Origin of the sequence: Acidithiobacillus marinus (genome assembly GCF_002847505.1) — a bacterium.
GTDB classification, from domain to species: domain Bacteria; phylum Pseudomonadota; class Gammaproteobacteria; order Acidithiobacillales; family Acidithiobacillaceae; genus Acidithiobacillus; species Acidithiobacillus marinus.
Window position 1 is genome coordinate 20,473 of record NZ_MXAV01000004.1, and the last position, 22,695, is coordinate 43,167.

Annotated in this window: 26 protein-coding genes and 1 pseudogene; 10 read left to right on the forward strand and 17 right to left on the reverse strand. The window is 57.4% G+C overall.

Annotated features, from left to right (window positions below; translation table 11 throughout):
• The 3 genes from coaE (at position 1) to B1757_RS00685 (ending at position 2,494) form a co-directional block, all read left to right on the forward strand.
• On the forward strand, positions 1-609 hold the full coding sequence (gene coaE / locus B1757_RS00675) for a dephospho-CoA kinase (RefSeq protein ID WP_253253638.1): 609 nt from the start codon (positions 1-3) through the stop codon (positions 607-609).
• A gap of 95 nt (positions 610-704) precedes the next feature.
• Entirely contained in the window at positions 705-1,451 is a 747-nt protein-coding gene (locus B1757_RS00680) for a cell division protein ZapD (RefSeq protein WP_101536495.1), read from the forward strand.
• A gap of 38 nt (positions 1,452-1,489) precedes the next feature.
• Positions 1,490-2,494: a class 1 fructose-bisphosphatase gene (locus B1757_RS00685; RefSeq protein ID WP_101536496.1), complete on the forward strand. Its 1,005-nt coding sequence runs from the start codon at positions 1,490-1,492 to the stop codon at positions 2,492-2,494.
• Between the two features lie 80 nt (positions 2,495-2,574).
• On the opposite strand, the gene B1757_RS00690 is transcribed toward B1757_RS00685, so the two are convergent.
• The gene (locus B1757_RS00690) at positions 2,575-3,321 is read right to left on the reverse strand and encodes a complement resistance protein TraT (protein ID WP_101536497.1); all 747 of its coding nucleotides are present in this window, start codon (positions 3,319-3,321) and stop codon (positions 2,575-2,577) included.
• Between the two features lie 336 nt (positions 3,322-3,657).
• Here B1757_RS00690 and B1757_RS00695 point away from each other — a divergent pair, with 336 nt between their 5' ends.
• Both B1757_RS00695 and B1757_RS00700 read left to right on the forward strand, forming a co-directional pair.
• Complete coding sequence (locus tag B1757_RS00695) at positions 3,658-4,077, forward strand: ClpXP protease specificity-enhancing factor (RefSeq protein ID WP_101536498.1); 420 nt, start codon at positions 3,658-3,660, stop codon at positions 4,075-4,077.
• A complete protein-coding gene (locus tag B1757_RS00700) occupies positions 4,074-4,769 on the forward strand; it encodes a transglycosylase SLT domain-containing protein (RefSeq protein ID WP_101536499.1) in 696 nt (231 codons plus the stop codon). The genes B1757_RS00695 and B1757_RS00700 overlap by 4 nt, the downstream gene beginning before the upstream one ends.
• Here the strand turns inward: B1757_RS00700 and B1757_RS00705 are convergent.
• Positions 4,751-4,993, reverse strand: a complete 243-nt coding sequence (locus tag B1757_RS00705; RefSeq protein WP_101536500.1) for a helix-turn-helix domain-containing protein — start codon at positions 4,991-4,993, stop codon at positions 4,751-4,753. The genes B1757_RS00700 and B1757_RS00705 overlap by 19 nt on opposite strands.
• An 11-nt stretch (positions 4,994-5,004) precedes the next feature.
• Positions 5,005-5,358 (reverse strand): DUF3426 domain-containing protein, encoded by a 354-nt coding sequence (locus tag B1757_RS00710; RefSeq protein ID WP_253253639.1) that lies wholly within the window; start codon positions 5,356-5,358, stop codon positions 5,005-5,007.
• Positions 5,359-5,603: 245 nt separating this feature from the next.
• On the opposite strand from B1757_RS00710, the pseudogene B1757_RS15960 reads away from it, so the two are divergent.
• From B1757_RS15960 to B1757_RS15965, 3 genes and pseudogenes are all read left to right on the forward strand, one after another.
• Positions 5,604-5,942 (forward strand): annotated as a pseudogene (locus tag B1757_RS15960) (Druantia anti-phage system protein DruA); the annotation flags it as partial.
• A gap of 220 nt (positions 5,943-6,162) precedes the next feature.
• Positions 6,163-6,825, forward strand: coding sequence for an ISAs1 family transposase (locus B1757_RS14965; protein WP_143484185.1), 663 nt, complete (start codon positions 6,163-6,165; stop codon positions 6,823-6,825).
• Between the two features lie 43 nt (positions 6,826-6,868).
• Positions 6,869-7,261 (forward strand): hypothetical protein, encoded by a 393-nt coding sequence (locus B1757_RS15965; protein WP_368233151.1) that lies wholly within the window; start codon positions 6,869-6,871, stop codon positions 7,259-7,261.
• Positions 7,262-7,379: 118 nt separating this feature from the next.
• On the opposite strand, the gene B1757_RS00730 is transcribed toward B1757_RS15965, so the two are convergent.
• From B1757_RS00730 to aroQ, 5 genes are read right to left on the reverse strand one after another with little or no spacing between them, the layout of a single operon-like run.
• Positions 7,380-7,694: a zinc-ribbon domain-containing protein gene (locus tag B1757_RS00730; RefSeq protein WP_101536501.1), complete on the reverse strand. Its 315-nt coding sequence runs from the start codon at positions 7,692-7,694 to the stop codon at positions 7,380-7,382.
• Positions 7,695-7,698: 4 nt separating this feature from the next.
• Positions 7,699-8,577 carry a 50S ribosomal protein L11 methyltransferase gene (gene prmA, locus B1757_RS00735; RefSeq protein WP_101536502.1) on the reverse strand — a complete coding sequence of 293 codons (879 nt, stop codon included), beginning with the start codon at positions 8,575-8,577 and terminating at the stop codon, positions 7,699-7,701.
• Positions 8,574-9,920, reverse strand: coding sequence for an acetyl-CoA carboxylase biotin carboxylase subunit (accC, locus tag B1757_RS00740; protein ID WP_101536503.1), 1,347 nt, complete (start codon positions 9,918-9,920; stop codon positions 8,574-8,576). The genes prmA and accC overlap by 4 nt, the downstream gene beginning before the upstream one ends.
• A 1-nt stretch (position 9,921) precedes the next feature.
• Entirely contained in the window at positions 9,922-10,395 is a 474-nt protein-coding gene (gene accB / locus B1757_RS00745; protein ID WP_101536504.1) for an acetyl-CoA carboxylase biotin carboxyl carrier protein, read from the reverse strand.
• Between the two features lie 20 nt (positions 10,396-10,415).
• Positions 10,416-10,874 carry a type II 3-dehydroquinate dehydratase gene (gene aroQ / locus B1757_RS00750; protein WP_101536505.1) on the reverse strand — a complete coding sequence of 153 codons (459 nt, stop codon included), beginning with the start codon at positions 10,872-10,874 and terminating at the stop codon, positions 10,416-10,418.
• Between the two features lie 234 nt (positions 10,875-11,108).
• On the opposite strand from aroQ, the gene B1757_RS00755 reads away from it, so the two are divergent.
• Both B1757_RS00755 and B1757_RS00760 read left to right on the forward strand, forming a co-directional pair.
• Positions 11,109-11,966, forward strand: coding sequence for a diiron oxygenase (locus B1757_RS00755; RefSeq protein ID WP_101536506.1), 858 nt, complete (start codon positions 11,109-11,111; stop codon positions 11,964-11,966).
• A 77-nt stretch (positions 11,967-12,043) separates the two neighbouring features.
• Complete coding sequence (locus B1757_RS00760; RefSeq protein ID WP_253253640.1) at positions 12,044-12,475, forward strand: hypothetical protein; 432 nt, start codon at positions 12,044-12,046, stop codon at positions 12,473-12,475.
• A gap of 12 nt (positions 12,476-12,487) precedes the next feature.
• Here the strand turns inward: B1757_RS00760 and ftsZ are convergent, their stop codons facing one another.
• The 9 genes from ftsZ to murD are packed head-to-tail and all read right to left on the reverse strand — an operon-like array spanning position 12,488 to position 22,695.
• Positions 12,488-13,657, reverse strand: coding sequence for a cell division protein FtsZ (gene ftsZ / locus B1757_RS00765; protein ID WP_101536507.1), 1,170 nt, complete (start codon positions 13,655-13,657; stop codon positions 12,488-12,490).
• Between the two features lie 48 nt (positions 13,658-13,705).
• A complete protein-coding gene (gene ftsA, locus B1757_RS00770; RefSeq protein WP_101536508.1) occupies positions 13,706-14,992 on the reverse strand; it encodes a cell division protein FtsA in 1,287 nt (428 codons plus the stop codon).
• Positions 14,993-15,022: 30 nt separating this feature from the next.
• Positions 15,023-15,877: a cell division protein FtsQ/DivIB gene (locus tag B1757_RS00775; RefSeq protein ID WP_101536509.1), complete on the reverse strand. Its 855-nt coding sequence runs from the start codon at positions 15,875-15,877 to the stop codon at positions 15,023-15,025.
• Complete coding sequence (locus tag B1757_RS00780) at positions 15,870-16,796, reverse strand: D-alanine--D-alanine ligase family protein (RefSeq protein ID WP_101536510.1); 927 nt, start codon at positions 16,794-16,796, stop codon at positions 15,870-15,872. Before B1757_RS00780 ends, B1757_RS00775 begins: the two co-directional genes overlap by 8 nt.
• Entirely contained in the window at positions 16,789-17,712 is a 924-nt protein-coding gene (gene murB, locus B1757_RS00785; RefSeq protein ID WP_253253641.1) for a UDP-N-acetylmuramate dehydrogenase, read from the reverse strand. The genes B1757_RS00780 and murB overlap by 8 nt, the downstream gene beginning before the upstream one ends.
• Positions 17,709-19,103: a UDP-N-acetylmuramate--L-alanine ligase gene (gene murC / locus B1757_RS00790; RefSeq protein ID WP_101536511.1), complete on the reverse strand. Its 1,395-nt coding sequence runs from the start codon at positions 19,101-19,103 to the stop codon at positions 17,709-17,711. Before murC ends, murB begins: the two co-directional genes overlap by 4 nt.
• Positions 19,096-20,178 (reverse strand): undecaprenyldiphospho-muramoylpentapeptide beta-N-acetylglucosaminyltransferase, encoded by a 1,083-nt coding sequence (gene murG, locus B1757_RS00795; RefSeq protein ID WP_101536512.1) that lies wholly within the window; start codon positions 20,176-20,178, stop codon positions 19,096-19,098. The genes murC and murG overlap by 8 nt, the downstream gene beginning before the upstream one ends.
• On the reverse strand, positions 20,171-21,349 hold the full coding sequence (ftsW, locus tag B1757_RS00800; RefSeq protein WP_101536513.1) for a putative lipid II flippase FtsW: 1,179 nt from the start codon (positions 21,347-21,349) through the stop codon (positions 20,171-20,173). Before ftsW ends, murG begins: the two co-directional genes overlap by 8 nt.
• Positions 21,346-22,695, reverse strand: a complete 1,350-nt coding sequence (gene murD, locus B1757_RS00805; RefSeq protein ID WP_101536514.1) for a UDP-N-acetylmuramoyl-L-alanine--D-glutamate ligase — start codon at positions 22,693-22,695, stop codon at positions 21,346-21,348. The genes ftsW and murD overlap by 4 nt, the downstream gene beginning before the upstream one ends.

Here is a 22,695-nt window from a genome sequence, read left to right on the forward strand (position 1 = left end):
GTGCGCATAGGGCTGACCGGCGGTGTCGCCAGTGGCAAAAGTACCGTCACCGCAATACTGGAAAGTTTGGGTGCCCAGATTCTTGATGCCGACGTTCTGGCGCGGGAGTTGGTCGCACCGGGCCAGCCTGCTCTGGACGCCATCGTCCAGCACTGGGGCAGCGAGTATTTGCAGGCTGATGGTCGCTTGGATCGGGCGCGCTTGCGGGCCCGGGTCTTCGGTGATCCAGCGGCCAGAAAATGGCTGGAAGCCCTCCTGCATCCGCAGATCCGTCAACTTTTTCTGGAGCGCAGTCAGCAACTGCAAAAAAAACAGCCCGCAGCAATCCTCGTTTGGGTGGTGCCGCTGCTGGTTGAAAATCATTATCAGCCATTGCTGGACCAGATTCTGGTGGTGGATTGTCCGCGTTCATTGCAAATTGCCCGCTTGCAGCAGCGCCCAGGTTGGTCCGCCGCGCAGATAGAAGCGGTGCTGGCAGCACAGTTGGATCGAGTGCAGCGTAATGCCGCAGCCGATTATGTGATCAGTAATGAAAAAGATTTGGGTGGTTTGCGCGAGGCCGTTCTGGTTTTCTGGAACATCCTCCATAAAGGTCATGGATTTGCCTAGAAAAATTGTCTGTGGCACCCTGTTTCATGGTGCCCGAAAATGGTGCACACTTGGCTGCCTGGAAGGGCAGCGCGTCTGGATAACAAAGGACAGGCATGGCAGTTTATGAGCACCCCCTGCATGAACGCGCCCGATTGCTGCTGCGATTGGAGAGTGTTTTTGCCCAGGCGCAACGCATTCATGAAGCGGATCTTCGTCAGGCTCTGCGTCCCTACAATGAATTACTGGATTTCTGTGCGCGTCCAGAGTTGCGTCTGGATCTGATTCTGGAGCTGGAGCGACTGGGGCAAAGCCTCAGTCTCTGGTCCCGGAGCCCGGAGGTAGATGAGGGGCCTTTGCGAGCCTGGCAGTTTCGCATTGATCAGCAGCTGAAATTGCTGAGAGAGCATAGAGAACCTTTTGGGGAAGTGTTGCGTCATCAAGAAATCATCCAGCTGGCTAGAGGTCGATTGGGGGTTGCCGGTGGCTTGGCCGATTGTGATTTGCCACTGCTGGCTTTTTGGAATCAACAACCCCCAGAACGTGCCAGAGCCCTGCTGGAAGGCTGGATAAAGGACCTGCAGCTTTTGCAAAGCAGCGTGGATTTGATCCTGGCCTTGTTGCGGGATTCCTGTGCCTGGTCGTCCGTGGAAGCCCCGGAAGGACGTTATGGTTCTGCTCTTGATCCGCGTCACCCGCCTTCGTTGATCCGCCTGGAAATAGCCGATCCACTCGATGGTTATCCCAAAATCAGTGGGGGCATTCATCGTTTTCATATTCAATGGTTGCAATGGTTGGACCACGGGGCAGCGCGCGCGATAGAATCCACCATCACCTTCAAACTGGGCCTGAGCGCCCTGTAGAAATTCTCTTCATTCAACAGCTTTTAAAGGATCTGCGCATGCATATTGGCACTACCCTGACACAATTCATTACCGAGGAAACGCGTCGCCATCCCGAAGCTTCGGGTGATTTCGCGGCACTTTTGAATGACCTGGCAGTTTCCTGCAAATTCATTGGCGCCCAGGTGTATCGCGGGGCATTGGTGGGAGCGCTGGGGAGTGCCGGTACCGACAATGTGCAGGGCGAGGTGCAGAAAAAGCTCGATATCATCTCCAATGATGCCATTTTGCACGCCATGGACTGGACCGGGCATCTGGCCGGTATGGCCTCCGAGGAAATGGATGATCCCTATGCCATTCCCAAGCATATTCCCCGGGGCAAGTATTTGTTGCTTTTTGATCCGCTGGATGGTTCCAGCAATACCGATGTGGGGATCAGTGTCGGCACTATTTTCAGTATTCTCCGTGCGCCGGTGGCAGGGCAGAATGCCAGTCTCAAAGATTTTCTGCAGCCGGGTGTGGAACAGGTGGCCGCAGGCTACGCTTTGTATGGTTCCAGTAACATGCTGGTGTACAGCACCGGACAGGGTGTCAATGGTTTTACCCTGGATCCTTCCATCGGCGAGTACATCCTCACCCACCAGCAGATGCGTATTCCCGAAGACACTCAGGAGTATGCCATCAACATGAGTAATCAGCGGCACTGGCAAAAGCCGGTGCAGCGCTATATCGAGGAATTGAATCAGGGCAGCGAAGGGCCGCGCCAGAAAAACTTCAACATGCGCTGGGTCGGCTCCATGGTCGCCGATGTCCATCGTATTCTCTGTCGGGGCGGTATTTTTCTGTATCCCTTTGACCAGAAGGATCCTAAAAAGCCGGGTAAGCTACGTTTGCTTTACGAAGCCAACCCCATGTCCTATCTGGTTGAACAAGCGGGGGGTGCGGCTAGCACCGGGACGGCACGTATCCTGGAAATTCAGCCCAATAGCCTCCATCAAAGGGTACCCGTGATTCTGGGGGCCAAAAATGAAGTGGAGCGGGTGCTCAGCTACCATCTGAGTTGAGGAGACGACAAAACGCTCCTGCCTGCGACGGGAGCGTTTTTGTAGCTAAGCCCGGAATGTTCCGGACGGGGTATTGGTCTTCAGAGAATACCCGAGAGGCTGTGGACCAACTGGCCCTGCAAGACGGGAAGGGCGTCCTTGAAGTCCAGATTGACCTTGTTGGCCGTGGACACAACACGGGTCCGGTAGTACATCCAGTGATTGGTACCGCTGATCTGTTGGGTGGTCGTGCTGCTGGTACCCTGCTGCAGGCTGGAATGGGTCTGTTGACTGACCGCCTGTTTGCTGCGTTCGGCGATTTGGACGTCGGTGATCATGGCGTAGGTCACATCCTTGACCAGGGAGTCGGCCACCAGGCTGATGGCACCTCCCACCAATGCGCCAGCCCCTGCTCCGGTCCAGCTCTGGCCGATCACTGCGCCGGCGGCGGCACCAAATGCGGCGCCACCAAAGCCATTGGTCAAGGACTTTTTGGCGGCAGCTTCTGACATTTTGCCCACGGACAGTACGTTGATTTGCATCATGTAATGAGCCTGATTATAAGGCACGATGCGATAGCCCTGGTTAGTCAGATTGGCATCGATTTCCTGTTCCAGGGCGGCCACATTGAGGCTTTTATCGGAGGTGTTTTTAAACTGTACGTACACCGTCTGCTCTGATGGGGGGACCGGATTCAGGAAAATGGTGTTGGACATTTTCGTCTGTACACTCAGATTCTTGTGTTCCAGGGCGACCTGGGTAGCGGCACAGCCGGACAGGGCAATGGCGCTGGCGGCGGCAAAAGTATAAGTGACAAAACGAAGCTGCTGACGGCTGACAAACGGCATGAGTTCCTCCGAACGTAAAAAATCGACCCCAGTATGAGGCGATCCAAAAGGTTATTGTGATTTGTATTTTAGAGATTAATGTAAATGAGGCAAGAATTATTTGCCTTGGCTCCAGTTTCACGAGCATGGCGAGCATTAAGAATTCGTTTAAATCTGAAGCGGTATTGTTTTTTTTGTTTGGCATCACGGTCAGTCCCGACTACTTGACCCAGAAATGCTTGAGTCCGATAGTGCCTGAGCCTGGAATGCTTGAGATTTACAGGATTTCGGCTATATAGAGAATAGATTGTCGTCGGTAAAACTTTTGTCGGACTGCTTGCGAATGGAGAAAATATTTTGTTGCCAGAAAGTGCCAAGCCTTACTTGTTGAATGGTATTTACCAGTGGTGTATCGATCAGGGACATACCCCGTATATTCTGGTGGTAGTAGCCTATCCAGGAGTATCGGTGCCCAGTGGTTATGCCAAGGATGGACGGATGATTCTGGATATTTCACCCCGAGCCTGTCACAACCTCAGCATGGCCGATGACTGGATTTGTTTTAATGCACGCTTTGGCGGGGTGGCGCGCAATGTGGATGTGCCGATGGCGGCTGTGGCAGCTATTTATGCGGCAGAAACCCAGGAAGGAATGGGTTTTGCTGAACCGGTAATTCCCGCTGATCCGCTCCCAGGAGCCGATCCTGCCGGCCGCGAAGAGACGAGCTCTAAAACTCCGGAAAAGTCAGAAAAGCCTTCTCTGCGGGTAATCAAGTGAAAATTCTGTGCAGCCTTCTGCTCCTGCTGGTGTGCTTGTGTGTCAACGCTGCGCAAGCCAATATTTATGCCTACACGGATAGTCATGGAGTGGTGCATTTGACCAATGTACCCGCCGGTAACCATCAATACCATATGGTGATGCGTACGCTCAAAATGCCCGTGGCGGCGGCCCGTGCGGATTTTAACCGGGTAGCCAAGCAGCAGTATCAGTCTCTTATTCGTTCTGCAGCCAGCCGCTATGGGGTCAGCCCGGCCCTGGTAAACGCCGTTATTTCTGCCGAATCCGGGTATAATGCGGGCGCGGTTTCTCCCAAAGGTGCGATCGGGCTCATGCAGTTGATTCCGGCAACGGCGGCGCGCTTTGGGGTTGCCAACGCCTTCAGTCCTGCCGAAAACATCAACGGGGGAACGGCTTATCTGGCTTATCTGCTACGCAAATTCAGTGGCGATCTAAGGCTGGCCATCGCTGCCTATAATGCGGGTTCCAACGCAGTCATCCAAGCGGGTTATCACATCCCGCCCTTTGCAGAAACTCAGGCCTATGTGCCACGGGTCTTGGCCTATTATCAGCATTATCTGAATGGCACTGCGCCAGAACAGATCACGGCGGTGACGACTGTCACCTCACCTTTACCTGCACCCACACCGGCTTCGAGTTCTTTGCAGTTGATTCAGGTATCCAGCCCATAATTTTGCAACTTCTTGCGTAAGGTATTGCGGTTGATACCCAGCCATTGGGCCGCTGTACTGCGCTGACCACCACATTTCTTCAAAGTGTGATCGATCAGGGTACGCTCTACCTGTTCGATGATCTGTGCATGCAAGTTATCGGGCGCAGCACCGTCCAGGTCCTTCAGGTAACGATCTACTATCATGATGACGCAGTCACTCAATGTCATGAATTCTGTACTCATTGTCAGGCGTCTCAGGGTTGGCTCAGGAGAGTGACCTGATAACCTGCGGCGGTAATCAATTGGGGACTCTTGATAATGAACGGAACGGGTTTATGGGGCAGAAATCCAGAGGCCGGATTTTCTGAAGCTGCGAGATATTCGCCGGGTTTAAACTGCAGATGGGCAACAGGCGCACCATAAACATTACTCAAGGTGACCTGAATAACCGGATAGGCCTGCACATGTCCAGCCAGATTTTCCATTTTCCCGGTAATTTCGGCCCGTTGGTTTCCCAGGGGGGTGACATGACTATCGATAATACGCATTTCCTTATTAGGTCCCGGCCAGGAGATGGTCGTACCCAGGACGTTGGCAGCCCGGATCATGGCCTGGCGGATAGGTGCGCTGTTGGCCGCATAACTGTAAACGCCCGTTGACCCAGGGCCCTGTCAACCTTCCATCTAAGCTGCTGATGGAGTAGCACAAAGGGTTTTTCTGGACTTCTCAGGATGAATGCGGTAACTTTTGCCGCATGGAAGTCCCAACTCTCACCGAAAACCAGCAAGCCAGCCTGCACCGTGTTCAGGTGCGACCCATCCTGCCCACGGAGCGGGAACGCTGGAATACGCTGATGCAAACGTATCACTACCGGGGCTTTCGCACCTTGGCGGGCCGTAACCTGCGCTATGTGGCTACGCTCGATGGTCGCTGGGTAGCGTTACTGGGCTGGCATGCCGCCGCTTTTCAATGCCAGGCGCGGGATCGGTGGATCGGCTGGTCCTGGATCTTGCGCCGCCAGCGCTTGCATCTCATCGCCAACAATGCCCGTTTTCTGATCCTGCCCGGAGAATCCTTCCCGAATCTGGCGTCCCGTATTCTGGCGCTGAACCTGCACAGGCTCTCTGCGGACTGGCAATCCGTCTATGGGCATCCCATCGTGCTGGCTGAGACCTTTGTGGAATCCCCCCGTTTTACCGGTGCCTGCTACCGGGCCGCCAACTGGGTGGATGTCGGCGGAACCAAGGGCTTCGCCCGCCGTCCCGGTGGTGGCTATGTCCACCACGGCCAACCTAAACGTCTTCTGCTCTTTCCTCTCCATCCACAGGCGCGGGCCTGGTTGGCCCAGCCGCAGCCCCAACTCGAATGGACCCATACCCCCATGCAAACCGTGACGTTGAGCGACCGCGCAAATGGAAGGCTTGCGCCAAATCTTTTTCCGCCTTCCCGATACCCGCAGCAAACTAGGCAAGCAGCATCCCCTCCCGGCCATCCTGACGGTGGCCGTGGCCGCTGTCCTGACGCGGGCCGAAAGTTATGCCGCCATCGCCGAGTGGGGCGGTCGCTTGACCCAGGCTCAATTGAAGCGCATCCGCGCCCGATTCGATCCCAAAACCAAGCGCTACCTCGCCCCCTCCGAACCGACCATCCGGCGCGTCTTGCAAGGGGCCGATGTGGAGGCGCTGGATGCGGCGATCGGCGCCTGGCTACTGGGTACGGCGGGCTTTGAAGCGGTGGCCGTCGATGGCAAAGTCCTCAAAGGGGCCGCACGCGCAGACGGCGCTCAGGTGCATCTGCTCAGCGCGTTCCTGCATGGACAGGGGGCCACCATCGCGCAAAAAGAAATCGCCCGGAAAACCAACGAAATTCCAGAACTGCGCAACCTGCTCCAGGACGTCAACATCGCGGGCAAGGTCGTCACCGCCGATGCCCTGCATACCCAGCGGGAGACCGCCCGCTTCCTCGTCGAAGACAAGAAAGCCGATTATCTCTTCACCGCCGTCAAAGGCAATCAACGAAAACTCCGCGACCGTCTGACGTGCCTCCCTTGGGGCGATTTTCCCCCTCAACGCTGAAACCACAGAGGTCGGGCATGGCCGCTTTGAATACCGCAAAATCATCGTCGCCACCCGGGCAACCGGCCTCCATTTTCCGCATGTCGGACAAGCTTTCCTGATCCAACGCTCCACCATCAACAGCAAAGAGGGCACGATTCGGGATGATTATGCCTTCGGACTCACCAGCCTGACCCCGGATCGTGCCACGCCCGAAAATCTGTTGGGCTTGGCCCGTGGTCACTGGGAAATTGAAAACCGGAACCATCATGTCCGCGATGTGACTTTCCACGAGGACCTCTCCCAAGTCCGTACCCAGAACGGTCCCCATATGATGGCGACCTTGCGCGAACTGGCCATGAGCATTATGCGTCTCACTGGCGTCAAGAATATCGCCAAAGCGTGCCGGGATTTCGCCGCCAGCGCGCACAAAACGCTCCGCCAACTCGGATACTGAGGCGCCACCACGGGGTTTACCTATCCGAGAATAGCTCCGGAGGGCGAGCTGCGTCCGTCAGCCACCCCATTCACGATTCTGCACCCAAAATCGCCTGAAAATGCCGCATTTCCACCAACTATAGCCCCTTCAAACCACCATTAAAATCAGTGGCGAAAACCTCTGCTACTATATCTGGCGAGCTTGACGGAGCCCTGCCCGTTGACCAGAGAATTTGTCCGATCAAGGCTAAAACCAACAAGAAAATAATGAGTAGAAGTAGGTAACGCCCCAGTCGTTGCCCCAGATGGAGACCCGTAGTGCTGATTTCACTGTCCATGTCCACTTGGAAGGTCTGCTGACAGACACTGCATTTGACTCGATAGTGATGATTATGCAGGGCTTTGGGATCGACGCTGAAGGTGGATTCACAACGGGGGCAGGTGATTTCCATATTCTCAGTCTCCGGTTTTACGCTGGCCGTAGAGGAGCGACCAGTCTTCTTCATGTTGCGGCATCGCGAAATTAAAATAGGGGGCGTAGGCTTCCAGAATACAGGCCTCCTGACTGTGGAGAATACCGGAGAGTGCAATCCAGCCATCGGGCCTGGTCAGCGCAGCAAGGGTGGCGGCAAGTTGCAGCAAGGGGCCTGCCAGAATATTGGCCACCAGAATATCCGCCTGAGGCAGCATTTTTTGTTCGGGCAGCGACAGGTGCAAATGCTGGGCAACACCATTGTTCTTTGCATTGGCCGTGGCTACTTTCAGGGCCTGGGGATCGGTGTCGATACCATAAGCGGTTTTTGCCCCCAGGAGTAGGGCAGCTATGGCCAGAATGCCGGAACCGCAGCCGTAATCGATGACGCATTCTCCGCCACGAATGTGGCTTTCCAGAAAATGCAAGCAGCGCGAAGTGGTGGGATGGGCACCGGTACCGAAGGCTTGTCCGGGATCCAGATGTAACTGGTAAAGTGCGTCCTCGGGAGCGCGATCCCAACTGGGGACCACCCAGAGTTTTCCAAACTGACGAGCTGGAAATTGTGCCTGGGTGCTGGATACCCAATCCTGATCCACCACAGCCTGAAGAGAAGCGCCATAATGCTGCCAGGCGGCACTTTCAATCAGGGCGCGTAAATCAGCCTCAGCATGGACGTCGGCGGCAAAAAGTGCCTGACAATGACTGTGTTGCCAGAGCTCTCCGGGCACGAACAGGGCTTCGCTGGTATCCTGTTCCAGAAAAGTGATGGCTTCAGCGCCTGCTTCCAGTAGCAGTGCTTCCACGGGGGCCGCGGCATCGACCGGCACCTGCAGGTCCAATTGCCACCAGGCGATAGTCATAGGGAGAGCAGCGCTTCCAGATAGTGGATGTTGATCTCACCAGCGGCATATTGGGCTTCCTCCAAAATACGACGATGCAGCAGTATATTGGTCTGGATGCCTTCGATGCTAGTTTCCCGCAGGGCGCTGCGCATACGCATCTGGGCCTCTTCCCGGTCATTGCCGTGGGAAATGATCTTGCCGATCATGGAATCATAATAGGGGGGTACCCGATAACCGGCATAAATGTGACTGTCAACGCGTATTCCGGGACCGCCCGGTGCATGCCAAGCTGTAATTTGTCCGGGAGAGGGGGTGAAGCGTTCAGGGTCTTCGGCATTGATGCGGCATTCAATGGCATGACCATGGAACTGGATGTCTTCCTGTCGAAGCGGAAGAGCTTTTCCAGCAGCAATCAGAATCTGGGCCTTGACAATATCTACCCCGGTAATCATTTCTGTGACGGGATGTTCCACCTGCACCCGGGTGTTCATTTCGATGAAATAAAAGGTCTGGCTGGCGGGATCGTAGAGAAATTCAATGGTTCCGGCGCCACGATAACCCATATCGGTACAGGCCTTGACGACTGCTGCCCCAATTTCGGCACGTTGTTTGGCGCTGATGCCGGGTGCTGGGGCTTCTTCAATGACTTTTTGGTGACGCCGTTGCACGGAACAGTCCCGCTCCCCGAGGTGGACGCAATGGCCGTGGGCATCGCAGAGCACCTGGAATTCAATATGACGGGGGGTTTCCAGAAATTTTTCCATGTACAGGGTCGGATTACCAAAAGCCTTGCCGGCTTCCGCCCGTGTCAGATTGGCGGCATTGATCAGGTGTGCTTCGGTATGGACGACCCGCATGCCGCGTCCGCCACCGCCACCGGCAGCTTTGAGAATGACCGGATAACCGATGTCCTTCGCCAGTTTTTTGAGGGCTTCGTTGTCGTCTGGCAGGGGACCGTCCGATCCGGGGACGCAGGGTACCCCGGCTTTTTTCATGGCGGTTTTGGCCGCAATTTTGTCCCCCATCAGACGAATGGTTTCGGCACGGGGTCCAATGAAAGCAAAGCCACTATTTTCCACTCGTTCCGCAAAATCGGCGTTTTCCGACAAAAAACCATAGCCGGGATGGATGGCTTCGGCGTCGGTTACTTCAGCGGCGGCAATCACTGCTGGCACATTCAAATAACTTTGATCGCTGGGGGCGGGTCCGATGCAGACGGATTCGTCAGCCAGCTTGACATGCATCAGGTCACGATCAGGCTCGGAATGGACGGCTACCGTGCGAATACCCAGTTCACGACAGGCCCGTTGTATGCGTAAAGCGATTTCGCCTCGGTTGGCAATGAGGATCTTCTCAAACATTTCAATCCTCTGGGGCAATGATAAAGAGGGGTTCGCCGTACTCTACGGGCTGTCCATTACTGGCCAGCACCTTGATGATTTTGCCGGAAACGTCGGCTTCGATCTCATTCAGCAATTTCATGGCTTCGATAATGCAGAGGGTTTGTCCGGCCTTGACGATGCTGCCTTCTTCGACAAAAGGCACGGCTTCGGGGGAGGAGGCCCGATAGAAAGTGCCGACCATGGGTGACTTGATCATATAACCTTGAGGCGCGCTTTCGGCGGCAGCCACGGGCGCCGCAGCAGGGGCCTGGATGCTTTCCGGGGCCATTGCCGGCAGTGGCGCGGGCTGGGCGTGATAGGTCACATTTTGCGGCACGACGGGAGCCGCATGCCGGGTAATGCGCACCTTGCTTTCACCTTCAACAACTTCAATTTCGTCAATGGCGCTTTTTTCGAGTAGTTCGGCTAGGCGACGAATGAATTGGATATCCATGCTTTTCCTTAATGAGGGGTTCAGTCAGGGCGTGAAACACGCCGGTAAATGGCTTCCAGAGCGAGGAAGTAACCGTCGGCACCTAGTCCCGCTATGACCCCCTGGGCAATATCGGAAAAATAGGAATGCCGGCGGAAAGCTTCCCGCGCGTGAATGTTGGACAAATGCACTTCAATGAACGGAATGGCCACTGCACTCAGAGCGTCGCGCAGGGCGACACTGGTATGGGTGAATGCGGCGGGATTGATGATGATGTCCGTGACGCCCTGGGTGAGGGACAGTTGTACGGCATCAATCAGTTGATGTTCGGCATTACTCTGCAGGCTGCTGAGCGTCCAGCCCCAGTTGTCGGCCATGGCGTTCAGTTTGCTATCAATTTCAGCCAGGGTGCTGCGACCATAGTGTCCCGGTTCACGCTGACCCAGAAGGTTCAGGTTCGGTCCGTGCAGTACCAGTATATGAGGGGTAGAGACAGCCATGGCTTCCGCGTAACATCAAGAATAAGCTAAAGTCTGCCGCAAATGCGCAGATAAATCTAGGTCGTACTGGAGCTCCGCCGCCACAGTTTGCCCTTCAGGCATCGCCCCGCGCGTTGATTTGCCGTAGAATGTCTTCATATACACAGCAATTATGCTTCATGGGCGCTGAAAGCAGATGGTGCAGTGTGCTGGAAACCTTATTGTTTGACGACGCCGGAGAGAGGTGGTTTAGCCATGTTATACCCTGAATTGTTTAAATCCCTGGAGGCCGCGCGTTGGAATATGGCGACAGATATTCCCTGGGATCAGTTTGATCGGAGTCTGGTGAGTGAAGAACAGCTCCGCACGATCAAAATGAATGCCGTGACCGAATGGTCAGCCCTGCCGGCCACAGAAATGTTCCTGCGCGATAACCGGGATGACTCGGATTTTTCGGCCTTCATGTCCATCTGGTTTTATGAAGAGCAGAAGCATGCCCTAGTGCTGATGGAGTATTTGCGCCGTTTTGCCCCGGAATATTTGCCGACCGAGGCGGAGTTGCATAATGTGCGCTTTGAATTTGATCCTGCCCCCGCCATGGAAACCCTGATGCTGCATTTCTGCGGGGAAATCCGCTTGACTCATTGGTACAAGTGCGCAGCCCAGTGGCATAGCGAACCAGTGATCCGTTCCATTTACGAGGTGCTTTCCAAGGATGAGGCGCGGCACGCCGGCATTTATCTGAAATACATGCGGCGGGCGATTGAGCGTCTGGGAGATTCGGCGCGTCTGGCTTTTGCCAAAATTGGTGTGTTGATGGCGAACACCAAGACGGCCAAGGCACTGCATCCGACCAATTTGCATGTGAATAAAAATATGTATCCCGAGGATAGTGTGCAAAGTCATTTGCCCGACCCTGGCTGGCTAGAGCAATGGCTGGACACCCAGATTCATTTTGATGCCATTTGGGAAGCCAAGGTCATCAATGGCATTTTGCGCAATCTCTCCACCTTGCTGGAGGTGCCCATTCAGAGTGCCAAGGACCTCAGCCGTTATCGCAAGGCCATGTCCAGCGCCGAGCGGGATCCTTCCGGACATCTGGCTGCCGGATAAAGGTGGCATTCAGCTTGAAGGGGATTTTTGTGGTCGCCATGTTGCAAGGGGCCCCGCAGATTTTCCGGGAAAACTGAGTGGCGTCTGTGGAAGCGCTCTGGCGGGGCATGTCTCTGGAAGAACGCCTGAAATGGGCGCTCAGTCCGGATTTACCCGATGATTATCGTCCTTTTCTGCTGCGCGAGCAGTGGGTGCAGACGCGCTGTTATTTTGCCCGAAGGGCAGATTTACGGTCTGCTGAGGTAGAGGTGTTGGCCCAGGATGGCGACTACGTCATTCGCCTGTGTATTGCCAAACGGCCGGATTTGTCTGCGGAACAGGTGGCGATTTTTTGCACAGACCGGGACCCCAATGTGCGTTACGCCATTGCCCGCAATCCCTTGCTGACCGAACAGCAGCGGGCAGTTCTGCTTCAGGACGAAGACGAACTAGTCAGAACGGCCGCGGCCAAAGGGCCACGGCCGAGCAAGGAACGCTGCCGACCGGGTCAAGCGCCGTTACTGCGCTGACCCGATAGTATTTCAGTCAGCCTGGCGGCGCAGGAAAGCTGGGATATCCAGCTCGGAAAAGTCCGGTGCGCCACTGTTACTGCGGTTGCCGGGACTTACCGCAGGGGCCCGCTCTCCATGCCGCATACCCACGGGGATATCCAGATTGCGCCAGTCGGAAGGCGTGCTGGGACTGGTAGGGTTGCTGCTCCGACTCCGAATATTCTCTACGGCCAGACGGACCGGCTCGCGCTGCAAGCCGGTGGCCACCACGGTAACCCGCAGTTCGCCGTCGAGATCGGGGTCCAGCACCGTACCCACCTTCACATTGGCGTCATCGGCGGCATAACCGCGAATCAGTTCACCGACTTCCTGGAATTCACCCAGGGTCAGATCCATGCCTGCCGTAATGTTGACGAGAATGCCCCGGGCGCCGGACAGGTTGATGTCGTCCAGAAGTGGGCTGGAAGCGGCGCGGGTGGCGGCATCCCGTGCACGGTTTTCGCCCTTGCCACTGGCTGCACCCATCATGGCCAGACCCATGCCAGACATGACTGTGCGTACATCGGCAAAATCCAGGTTCATCAGACCGGGGCGGGTGACCAGTTCAGAGATACCCTGGACTGCACCCAGCAGAATGTTGTCGGCAGCCTGATAAGCATCCTTGAGGCTGATGGCGGTGCCGAGCACGGCCAGCAGTTTTTCATTAGGGATGATCACGAGAGAATCCACATGTTGGGATAACTCATCAATGCCGGAAAGGGCATGTTGCTGACGTTTTTTGCCTTCAAAATTGAAAGGCTTGGTGACCACGCCGACGGTCAGAATGCCCATGTCCCGGGCGATGGCCGCGACGACGGGTGCGGCACCGGTGCCGGTTCCGCCACCCATACCGGTAGTGATGAACACCATATCGGCTTTTTCAAGGGCGGCACGAATGTCGTCGCGACCTTCTTCCGCCGCCTTGCGCCCCACTTCCGGATCGGCACCGGCACCCAGGCCACGGGTAATCTGGGCGCCGAGCTGAATGGTGCGGCTGGCCAGGGAGTTGCGCAGCGCCTGGGAATCGGTATTGGCAGTGATAAATTCCACTCCTTCCAGTCCGGCACCACACATGTTGTTGATGGCGTTACCGCCACCGCCACCGACGCCGATGACCTTGATGACGGCGCCGTCCTGTTCGCAATCGTTTAATTCAAACATGATATTTCTCCTGATTCGTTGAATGGGAATTCTGCTGGGAAAAGACGGTCAACCGAAACTGGTCTGGACCCAGTTGCGCATTTTCCGGAAAACACCGCCAAAACTGGTGTCCATACCGGTGTGGCTTTGCCCCAGATCTTCATAAGCGGCCTTGGGCTGTGCAGTTGCCGCCTCAGTCTGTCCGGCCGGTTGATTATGTAATCCATACATGACCAGACCAACGCCAGTGGCGTGTCCTGGTACCCGGACCACGTTTTCCATGCCTGGCAAATGCATGGGTTCGCCCACTCGAACGGGCAGATGGAGGATTTCTTCGGCCAGCTCGGCAATACCTTCGAGACGGCTGGAACCGCCAGTGATGACCACCCCGGCGGCGATCATTTCTTCATAGCCGGTGCGCCGCAGTTCGGCCTGGATCAGTTCAAACAGTTCCTTGATGCGCGGTTCGATGATGTCGCCGAGAATCCGCCGGGAAATAGTGCGGGGCGGGCGGGTACCGACACTGGGCACGGCAATTTCGTCATCCTGTTCGATCAGGTCACCAAGAGCGCAGCCATAGAGTTTCTTGATCTGTTCGGCTTCCGCTGGAGGAGTGCGCAGACCGAGAGCAATGTCATTGGTGACCTGATCTCCGGCAATGGGAATTACGGCCGTATGGCGGACAGCACCATCACGGAAAATGGCAATGTCGGTGGTTCCGCCGCCAATATCCACCAAGCAAACCCCGAGTTCTTTTTCGTCGGAGGTCAACACCGCATCGGCGGAGGCGAGCTGTTCCAGAACCAGGTCCTGGACCTGTAAGCCGCAGCGTTCCACGCATTTGGCAATATTCTGGGCGGCACTGACCGCACCGGTGACAATATGCACTCGGGCTTCGAGACGCACCCCGGACATGCCGACCGGTTCGCGAACCCCTTCCTGACTATCAATCATGAATTCCTGGGGCAGGATATGGATGACATTCTGGTCCTGGGGAATCACGATGGCGCGGGCGGCGTCCATGACCCGACCCACATCCTCATTGCTGACTTCCTTGTTCTTGATGGCGACGATGCCGTGGCTGTTGTAACCGCGAATGTGACCGCCGGCAATGCCGACCACGGCACCGTGGATCTGGACGCCGGCCATGAGTTCGGCTTCCTGGACTGCACGGGTAATGGCCTGCACGGTGGATTCAATATCTACCACCACGCCTTTTTTCAAACCCCGGGAGGGGTGCTGACCGACGCCGATGATTTCTGCTTCACGACCACCTTTAGACTGGGCAACAATACAGGCGACTTTGGAAGTACCAATATCCAGGCCGACGATGAGTTCCTGATGTCCACGTTTCATGTGCTTTCTCTCCTTCGGATCCGGGATCCGTTACTGACTGTTGACGGGGGTCGCTGAGGGCATGGCGACCGCAAAACCATTGGTATAGCGGAGATCCATGGTGGCTCCGGGAACCAGGTATTCCTTGACCTGGGGGACAATGGTCACCCAGCGTTTCAAAGCAGGTATGACATCCTCGCTGCCGAGTAGCAGTCGGACTTGATTGCTGAGAATGCAGCGCCAGCCACCGCCTTGATCTTCCTCCAGGGAGATGATCTTCAGTCCCAAGGGCGCCACAATGGCATTGAATTTCGCCAGTTGGACCAGTAACTGGCTGCCACTCTGGGCGGGACCGGCAAGGTTGGGAAGCCCGTTGGGGACCTGGGCCGGGGGGACGCTGAAAATCTGGCCCTGGGCATCGACCATTTGTCCGGCCCCACCCAGCCAGCGTGCGACCGGCGTATAGGGCTTGATGCTGACTTGCAGGCGATCGGGCCAGACCTTGCGTACTTCGGCATCGGCCACCCAGGGCAGATGGTCCAGAGACTGACGAATCTGTTCTGGATTGGCCCAGAGAAAACCCTGAGCCGCATACGGTTTCAGTACCCCATTGATTTCTGCAAGAGGGATTCTGGTCGAGCTGCCGGTAATGGTCAGGGTATTGATGGGCATCAGGGAGGGTTGACGCAGCCATTGCCATCCGGTCCATCCGCCCCAGGCGAGCAGGCTGATGCCCAGGCTGCCCACGAGCACCCGGCCGTACAGTTTCCACGGCAGGGGTTTATGGACCTTGGCAGGAGCGGCTTTGACCGGGGCCGCCCGGGACGCTTTGGGGGGCTCTTTCAGGGTGGCGGCAGGCCGTTGTGGCTGTTGACCGTGGCGATAATCACGCATGACACTAACCATGATTCACTCTCCTCTGCGCCGTACGCAGTATGGTCTCGCATAATTCGGGGAAGCTCATGCCCACGGCCTTGGCGGCCATGGGTACAAGGCTGTGACTGGTCATGCCGGGAACGCTGTTGATTTCCAGAATGTGAATGTTACCGGACTGGCTGATCATAAAATCGACCCTGCCCCAATCCCTGCCACCCAGTTCGGCAAAGGCCTTGAGCGCCAGTTCCTGTAATTCCGCATCCTTGACCGCTCCCAGTCCGGAGGGCAGCAGATACCGGGTGTCGTCGGCCAGATACTTGGCATCGTAATCATAAAAAGCGTGTGAAGTTTCAATGACAATAGGGGGCAGGGCCCGGCCCTCGACAATGCCGACCGTGGCCTCGTGACCAATGACGCCCGCTTCGCAGAGGACTTCATCTTCCAGCGCGAAAGCCTGGGCCAGAGCGATGTCCAGTGCTTCCGGTCCATTCACCCGGCTGACCCCGAGACTGGAACCGCCGTGATTGGGCTTGACATAAAGCGGCCATCCCCAACTCCTGTCCAGTTCATGAAGGGACTCGCCGGGACGTAGCAGTACGCCCTGGGTGACCGGAAGTCCGGCGGCTTTCCAAATCTGTTTGGAGCGCCATTTATCCATGGCCAGTGCCGAACTGAGCACGCCGCTGCCGGTATAGGGAATGTGGAGGGTTTCCAATACCGCCTGGAGCAGGCCATCTTCACCGATAGCCCCATGGCAGACGTTGAAGGCAAAATCGATCTGCGCATCCTGGAGTTGTTGCTGCAGCCGGGCCGGCTCGATATCAATGCTGACCGCTGCTATGCCGTTACTGCGCAGGGCGCTGAGGACCGCCTCGGCACTGAGCAGGGATACTGCGCGTTCGCCCGAGGGGCCACCGCAGAGCACGCCTACACGCAGGGTATCAAACATGGTTGGCCTCCCCGAGAATGCGCATCTCCGCTTGCAGAGTGATGCCGAATTGCTGCTCGACCCGGGTTTGTACTTCAGTCACCAAGGTTTCAATATCGTCGGCCCGAGCCTGGCCCCGATTGATGATGAAATTGGCATGCTGGTTGCTGACTTCCGCTTCTCCCCGGCGGTATCCCTTCAAGCCAGCGGCTTCGATCAGGCGTGCCGCATGATCGCCGGGCGGATTCCGGAAAACCGAGCCGCAGCTCGGCCATTCCAGAGGCTGGGTAGCGGCGCGTTTTTCCTGCCAGCCACGCAAGCGCTGCATCACCTGGTCCCTGGCTTCGGGAATCAGTCGCAGTCCGGCGGCGATGAAGCAGGCGTCGCCATGACCTTTGACTTCCCGGTAGCCGACCTGAAAATCCCGGGGAGCCAGTCGTTGGATTTCGCCGTGGGGGTGAATGACTTCCACCCATTCCACGAGGCTCCAGGTATCTCCACCATGGGCGCCGGCATTCATGCTCAGACAACCCCCCAGGGTCCCCGGAATTCCGGCTAGAAATTCGGCGCCAGCCAGACCGGCCTTGGCGGCAAAATGGGCAACTTTTACCGCACCGGCACCGGCACCGACCCGGAGCAGGGTGTTTTCTTCGCGGATGATCTGATCCAGGCTGTGGGCGAGGCAGATGGTGGTACCGCGCAGTCCGCCATCACGGACTAGCACATTGCTGCCCAGTCCCAACCAGGTGAGGGGTGGGACCGCAAACTGCCGTAAAAATTCCTGCAAGTCTTCCAAAGAGCCGGGCAGATAGAAGCGATCTGCCGGGCCACCTACCCGCCAACTAGTGTGGCGGTGCATGAGTTCGCCGAGGCGCAGGCGGCCGCCAATGACGGGTGTCATGGCCGGTGCCGTGGCCTGTATCATGGCCCGGATCAAGGAATTTCCTCCGCAAATACTTCGGCCCACTGTCCGGCCAGACGCGCAATGCTGCCCGCACCCATGGTCAGCAATACGGCTTGAGCGGGCAGTAGAGGACGAATTTGTGCTGGTGCCGTCAGCAGCTCCGGCAGATAGTGCACGTTTATCCCCTGAGCGCGCATGGCTTCACTCAGAGCCTGACTACTGACTCCCGGGAGGGCCTTTTCACCGGCACTGTAAATATCGGTGAGAATGACCTGATCGGCGTGAGCCAAGCTTTGGACAAAATCACCAAACAAAGTCTGGGTACGACTGTAACGATGGGGTTGGAAGGCGACTACCAGGGGGCGATCAGGCCACACGGCCCGGGCCGCAGCAATGGTGGCACTCAGTTCCCGGGGATGATGACCATAATCGTCGACAATGGTGATGCCGGCAAATTCCCCCAACTGCTCGAAACGCCGGCCGACCCCGCGAAAATCCGCCAGGGCACTGCGGATGATGTGTTCCGGCACCCCGACCTTGCTGGCAATGCCGATGGCGGCCAGGGCGTTGAGGACGTTGTGTTGCCCGGGGATACCCAGCTCCACATCCAGCCAATGCACATAGTCACTGTCCATGCGCCGCCAGACTTCAAAATGACTGCCTACACCCTTGACCGTCACCTGACGGGCCTGCAGATCCGCGTCGACAGCAAAGCCGTACCGCAGTACGGGGGTACGCAATTCGGGGATCAGTCCGGCGACCATGGGTTCGTCTGTGCAAAGTACCGCAAGTCCATAAAAGGGCAGGCGCTGTAGAAACTGGAGAAAGGCAGCGCGGAGATTGTCGAGATTGTCGCCGTAGGTTTCCATGTGGTCGGCATCAATGTTGGTGACCACCGCCATGACCGGCGCCAGATAGAGGAAGGAGGCATCGGACTCATCGGCTTCGGCCACCAGATATTCACCACTACCCAGGGCGGCGTGGGTACCGGCACTTTTCAGGCGTCCGCCAATCACAAAGGTAGGATCCAGACCGGCAGCGCCGAGAATGCTGGCGACCAGACTGGTGGTGGTAGTTTTTCCGTGGGTGCCGGCAATGGCAATACCCTGTTTGAAGCGCATCAGTTCGGCGAGCATTTCGGCGCGACGAATCACCGGAATTCGCAATTCCCGCGCTGCCTGAACTTCCGGATTGCTTTCCGGAATGGCCGAGGATATCACCACGACATCGGCGCCGCGTACATTGGCGGCGGCATGACCACTGAAAATCCGGGCGCCCAGATCGGTGAGGCGCAGAGTCGAACTGCCGGGCTGCAAATCCGATCCGGATACGGCATAGCCCAGGTTCAGCAACACTTCGGCGATGCCGCGCATGCCGCTGCCGCCAATGCCAACCATATGAATCTGACGAACCCAGTTACGCATGATTGTCTCCTTCCGGGCGCATACATGTCCGGGCCACGGTTGTGGCCGCATCGCCCCGGCTCTGTTGGCGGGCCGCTTCAGCCCAGCGCAGGCGTAAGGCCGAGTCGCTGAGCAGGGGGGCTAAAATATCCTTAAGCTCCTGGGCATGGAGATTTTCCTGACGGAGCATTCGCGCCGCTCCCGCCGTTTCGAGAAAACGGGCGTTGGCGGCCTGATGATCATCAACGGCAAAGGGAAAAGGTACGAGAATAGCCCCCAAACCAGCCGCAGCCAGCTCTGCCACCGTGGCTGCTCCGGCTCGGCACAGGGCCAGATCGGCCCAGCCCAAGGCTGCAGTCATATCCTCGATGAACGGCTCGACCCGGGCGTCAATACCGGCTTCAGCATAGGCGGAGCGGGTGCTTTCGAGATGATCCCTGCCGGTCTGATGCCAGATTTGTGGACGTTGTTGTTCCGGCATGGCGGCAATGGCGGCGACGCTGACGCTATTCAGTGCCTTGGCACCCTGACTACCGCCCATGATCAATAAATGGGGAGCGCCATGATGCCCGGCAAAGCGCTCGGCAGGGGCGGGCAGGTCGCGGATGGTGCTGCGCACCGGATTGCCGACCCATTCTCCCCGGGGTAGGCGGGTTTCTGGAAAGCCCAGAAAAATATGTTTGGCCAGGGGGGCCAGCAGGCGATTGCTGAGGCCGGCAATGGCGTTTTGTTCATGCAGGCAGAGGGGACGACCCATGCTCCAGGCCGCGAGTCCCACGGGTGCGGTGACATAGCCGCCCATGCCCAGTACCTGCTGACTCTGGGTCTGCTGGATGATCTTCCGGGCCTGCAGAACCGCCCTGCTGACTCGCCAGGGCGCGCGCAGCCAGCGGCCCAGGCCTTTCCCCCGGACTCCCTGCATCTCGATGAGGTGCAGGGGATAGCCCCGTTCCGGCACCAGCCGCGCTTCCATGCCAGCGCTGGTGCCGGCAAAGGCTACTTCCACGCCCTGATCGCGCAGTACATCGGCGACGGCAAGGGCCGGAAACACATGGCCCCCGGTCCCCCCTGCGGCAATCAGTACGCGTTCAGCCATGTGGCGCCTCCTGCGGGCTGAGGGTCTCACGCTTGGCGCGGGTAACGGCCGGGTAGCGCCGACTGACGCCCAGCACCACACCCAGGGCGGCGCAGAGGAACACCAGGGCGCTGCCGCCATAGCTGATCAGTGGCAGGGCAAATCCCTTGGTGGGCAGGGCACCCAGATTGACGCCCATGGACATCACCGCTTCGCCACCGAACCAGGTCAGGGTGCCGTAGCAAAACAGGGCAAAAAAGGCGTCTCCGGCGGCGGCGGCGCGGCGCCCGATGCGATAAATCCGCCAGCAGGCCACGCTGTAGAATATGGCCAGCGCCCAGACCCCGATCATGCCCAGTTCCTCGCCTATCACGGCCAGAATGAAGTCCGTATAGGATTCCGGCAGGTAGAAGTATTTCATGATGCCGTCGCCCAGACCTACGCCGAAGATTCCGCCCCGGCCAAAGGCAATGAGTGACTGTACCAGCTGGAATCCTGCGCCATAGGGATCTGCCCAGGGATTCTGGAAGGCGGTGAGGCGAGCCAGCCGGTAGGGGGCGGATATGGCAAGTACGCCCAGCGCACTTCCGGATACGATCCCCGCCAGGAAAACGTAACCGATCGGTAAACCACCCAGGAAGAGTATGACGCCGGTCAGCAATACGACCATGGCAAATGAGCCGAAATCCGGCTGCAGCAGCAGGAGTATGCCGAGCAGGCCGAGCACCACAAAAATCGGCCAGAGTCCTTCCTTGAACTTGCCCAGCAGTTCCCCTTTACGCACCACATAGCGGGCAAGGAATAGCAACAGGGCGAACTTCAGCAGTTCTGAGGGCTGCAGGCGCACAATGATGAAATTGATCCAGCGATGCGAACCGTTCACCGAAACCCCGATGACTGGTAAAAACACCATCATCAAGGCCACCAGGGAAATACCCATGAGCGGAAAGGTCATTCGTTCCCAGAAATCGAGATCAATGCGACTGAAGTAATAGAGGACGGCAGCCGCCAGAATCACATAGAGGCCCTGACGTTCGGCAAAGAAAAACGCGTTGCCGGTTTCATGCTGGGCAATGGGAGCGCTGGCGGAGTACACCATGATCAGTCCAAATCCCAGCAGGATAAGAATAATCCACCACAAGACCGTATCTGCCGGTCCGTTTTCTGCCAGCCACCAGCTCGGGCGCTTCATTGGTCACCTCCCGACAGCGCCGTGACAGCGGCAGCGAACTGCCGACCCCGGTCCTGATAATCCCGAAACATATCGGTACTGGCGCAGGCCGGTGACAGGAGTACCTGATCACCCGCTTGGGCTTTGGACGCCGCTTTCTGAACCGCATCTTGCATATTGCTGGCGTGTTCGACGGGCACGATGCCGTCCAGCAGTCGGGCGATGGTGTCGGCATCCTTGCCGAGGACGATAGCTGCCCGCTGTTTGCGGCAGGCCGCCTGCAATGGACGGAGATCTGCGCCTTTGGCATCTCCCCCCAGAATCATGACCAGCGGTCCCGGCAAGCCACCCATGGCTTTCAGGGTCGCGCCGAGATTGGTGCCCTTGGAGTCATCGTAATACTGGACACCCCGATATTCGGCGACCCAGGCCAGGCGGTGGGGCAGACCGGCAAATGTGCGTAATACCTGCTGCACTGCCGTCCGGGGAAATTGTGCCGCCTCAGCGAGGAGGGCTGCAGCCAGGGCGTTTTCGATATTATGGCCGCCACGCATGCGCAACTCCGCCACCGGGAGCAGTGGCCCGCCTTGACGGAAAGTCAGATATTCCCGGTCCAGACAGGCATCTTTCGACAGGTCCTGGAGGCTGAAAAAGCGGATGTCCACAGTGGGAGATACCTGCTCGGGCAGGCCGGCTGTAAAAGCGTCATCAGCATTCAAAACCAGGGTATCGCCCGGTCCCATCTGCTGAAAAATGCGGCACTTGGCGGCGCCATACTGCTGGTAGTCGCCGTGCCAGTCGAGATGATCGGGGCTGAGATTCAGAATGCCAGCTACCCGGGGCCGGAAAGTACTGCAGGCATCGAGCTGAAAGCTGGAAAGTTCGAGAATGTACCATTCCGGTTCAGGACCGTTCTCGGGTAACAGTTCCAGGGCCGGGGTGCCAAGATTCCCGCCAGTAGCTAAGCGCAGCCCTGCTGCCTGAGCCATCTCGCTGACCAGGGTGGTTACCGTACTTTTACCATTACTGCCGGTGATGGCTAAAATCGGGGCCTTGGCCAGGCGGCCAAACAATTCAATATCGCCCAGCACTGGAATGCCAGCCTGACGGGCCTTGCGCAGGGCGGGAAGGTTGGGGGCAATGCCGGGACTGAGGAGCAGCAGGTCACTGTCCAGCAGCAGGTTCTCGGAAAGGGGACCGAAATGAAACGTCACGCCAGGATATTGCTGACGCAGGGTATCGGCATTTTCCAGCAGACGGGTGTCGGCTACCTGACATTGTCCGCCCAGGCGCAGGGCCGTGCGCAGCAGGGACTGACCGGTTTTACCGAAGCCGAGAATGAAGACTTTTTGCTGGTCGAGTCTCAT

Excerpts from the sequence above, each read along its gene's own strand:
- B1757_RS00680 (WP_101536495.1), top strand. The coding sequence starts at position 705 with ATGGCAGTTTATGAGCACCCCCTGCATGAACGCGCCCGATTGCTGCTG.
- B1757_RS00685 (WP_101536496.1), top strand. The coding sequence starts at position 1,490 with ATGCATATTGGCACTACCCTGACACAATTCATTACCGAGGAAACGCGT.
- B1757_RS00690 (WP_101536497.1), bottom strand. The coding sequence starts at position 3,321 with ATGCCGTTTGTCAGCCGTCAGCAGCTTCGTTTTGTCACTTATACTTTT.
- B1757_RS00705 (WP_101536500.1), bottom strand. The coding sequence starts at position 4,993 with ATGAGTACAGAATTCATGACATTGAGTGACTGCGTCATCATGATAGTA.
- B1757_RS00710 (WP_253253639.1), bottom strand. The coding sequence starts at position 5,358 with ATGATCCGGGCTGCCAACGTCCTGGGTACGACCATCTCCTGGCCGGGA.
- B1757_RS14965 (WP_143484185.1), top strand. The coding sequence starts at position 6,163 with ATGGAAGGCTTGCGCCAAATCTTTTTCCGCCTTCCCGATACCCGCAGC.
- B1757_RS00730 (WP_101536501.1), bottom strand. The coding sequence starts at position 7,694 with ATGGAAATCACCTGCCCCCGTTGTGAATCCACCTTCAGCGTCGATCCC.
- prmA (WP_101536502.1), bottom strand. The coding sequence starts at position 8,577 with ATGACTATCGCCTGGTGGCAATTGGACCTGCAGGTGCCGGTCGATGCC.
- accC (WP_101536503.1), bottom strand. The coding sequence starts at position 9,920 with ATGTTTGAGAAGATCCTCATTGCCAACCGAGGCGAAATCGCTTTACGC.
- accB (WP_101536504.1), bottom strand. The coding sequence starts at position 10,395 with ATGGATATCCAATTCATTCGTCGCCTAGCCGAACTACTCGAAAAAAGC.
- aroQ (WP_101536505.1), bottom strand. The coding sequence starts at position 10,874 with ATGGCTGTCTCTACCCCTCATATACTGGTACTGCACGGACCGAACCTG.
- B1757_RS00755 (WP_101536506.1), top strand. The coding sequence starts at position 11,109 with ATGTTATACCCTGAATTGTTTAAATCCCTGGAGGCCGCGCGTTGGAAT.
- ftsZ (WP_101536507.1), bottom strand. The coding sequence starts at position 13,657 with ATGTTTGAATTAAACGATTGCGAACAGGACGGCGCCGTCATCAAGGTC.
- ftsA (WP_101536508.1), bottom strand. The coding sequence starts at position 14,992 with ATGAAACGTGGACATCAGGAACTCATCGTCGGCCTGGATATTGGTACT.
- B1757_RS00775 (WP_101536509.1), bottom strand. The coding sequence starts at position 15,877 with ATGGTTAGTGTCATGCGTGATTATCGCCACGGTCAACAGCCACAACGG.
- B1757_RS00780 (WP_101536510.1), bottom strand. The coding sequence starts at position 16,796 with ATGTTTGATACCCTGCGTGTAGGCGTGCTCTGCGGTGGCCCCTCGGGC.
- murC (WP_101536511.1), bottom strand. The coding sequence starts at position 19,103 with ATGCGTAACTGGGTTCGTCAGATTCATATGGTTGGCATTGGCGGCAGC.
- murG (WP_101536512.1), bottom strand. The coding sequence starts at position 20,178 with ATGGCTGAACGCGTACTGATTGCCGCAGGGGGGACCGGGGGCCATGTG.
- ftsW (WP_101536513.1), bottom strand. The coding sequence starts at position 21,349 with ATGAAGCGCCCGAGCTGGTGGCTGGCAGAAAACGGACCGGCAGATACG.
- murD (WP_101536514.1), bottom strand. The coding sequence starts at position 22,695 with ATGAGACTCGACCAGCAAAAAGTCTTCATTCTCGGCTTCGGTAAAACC.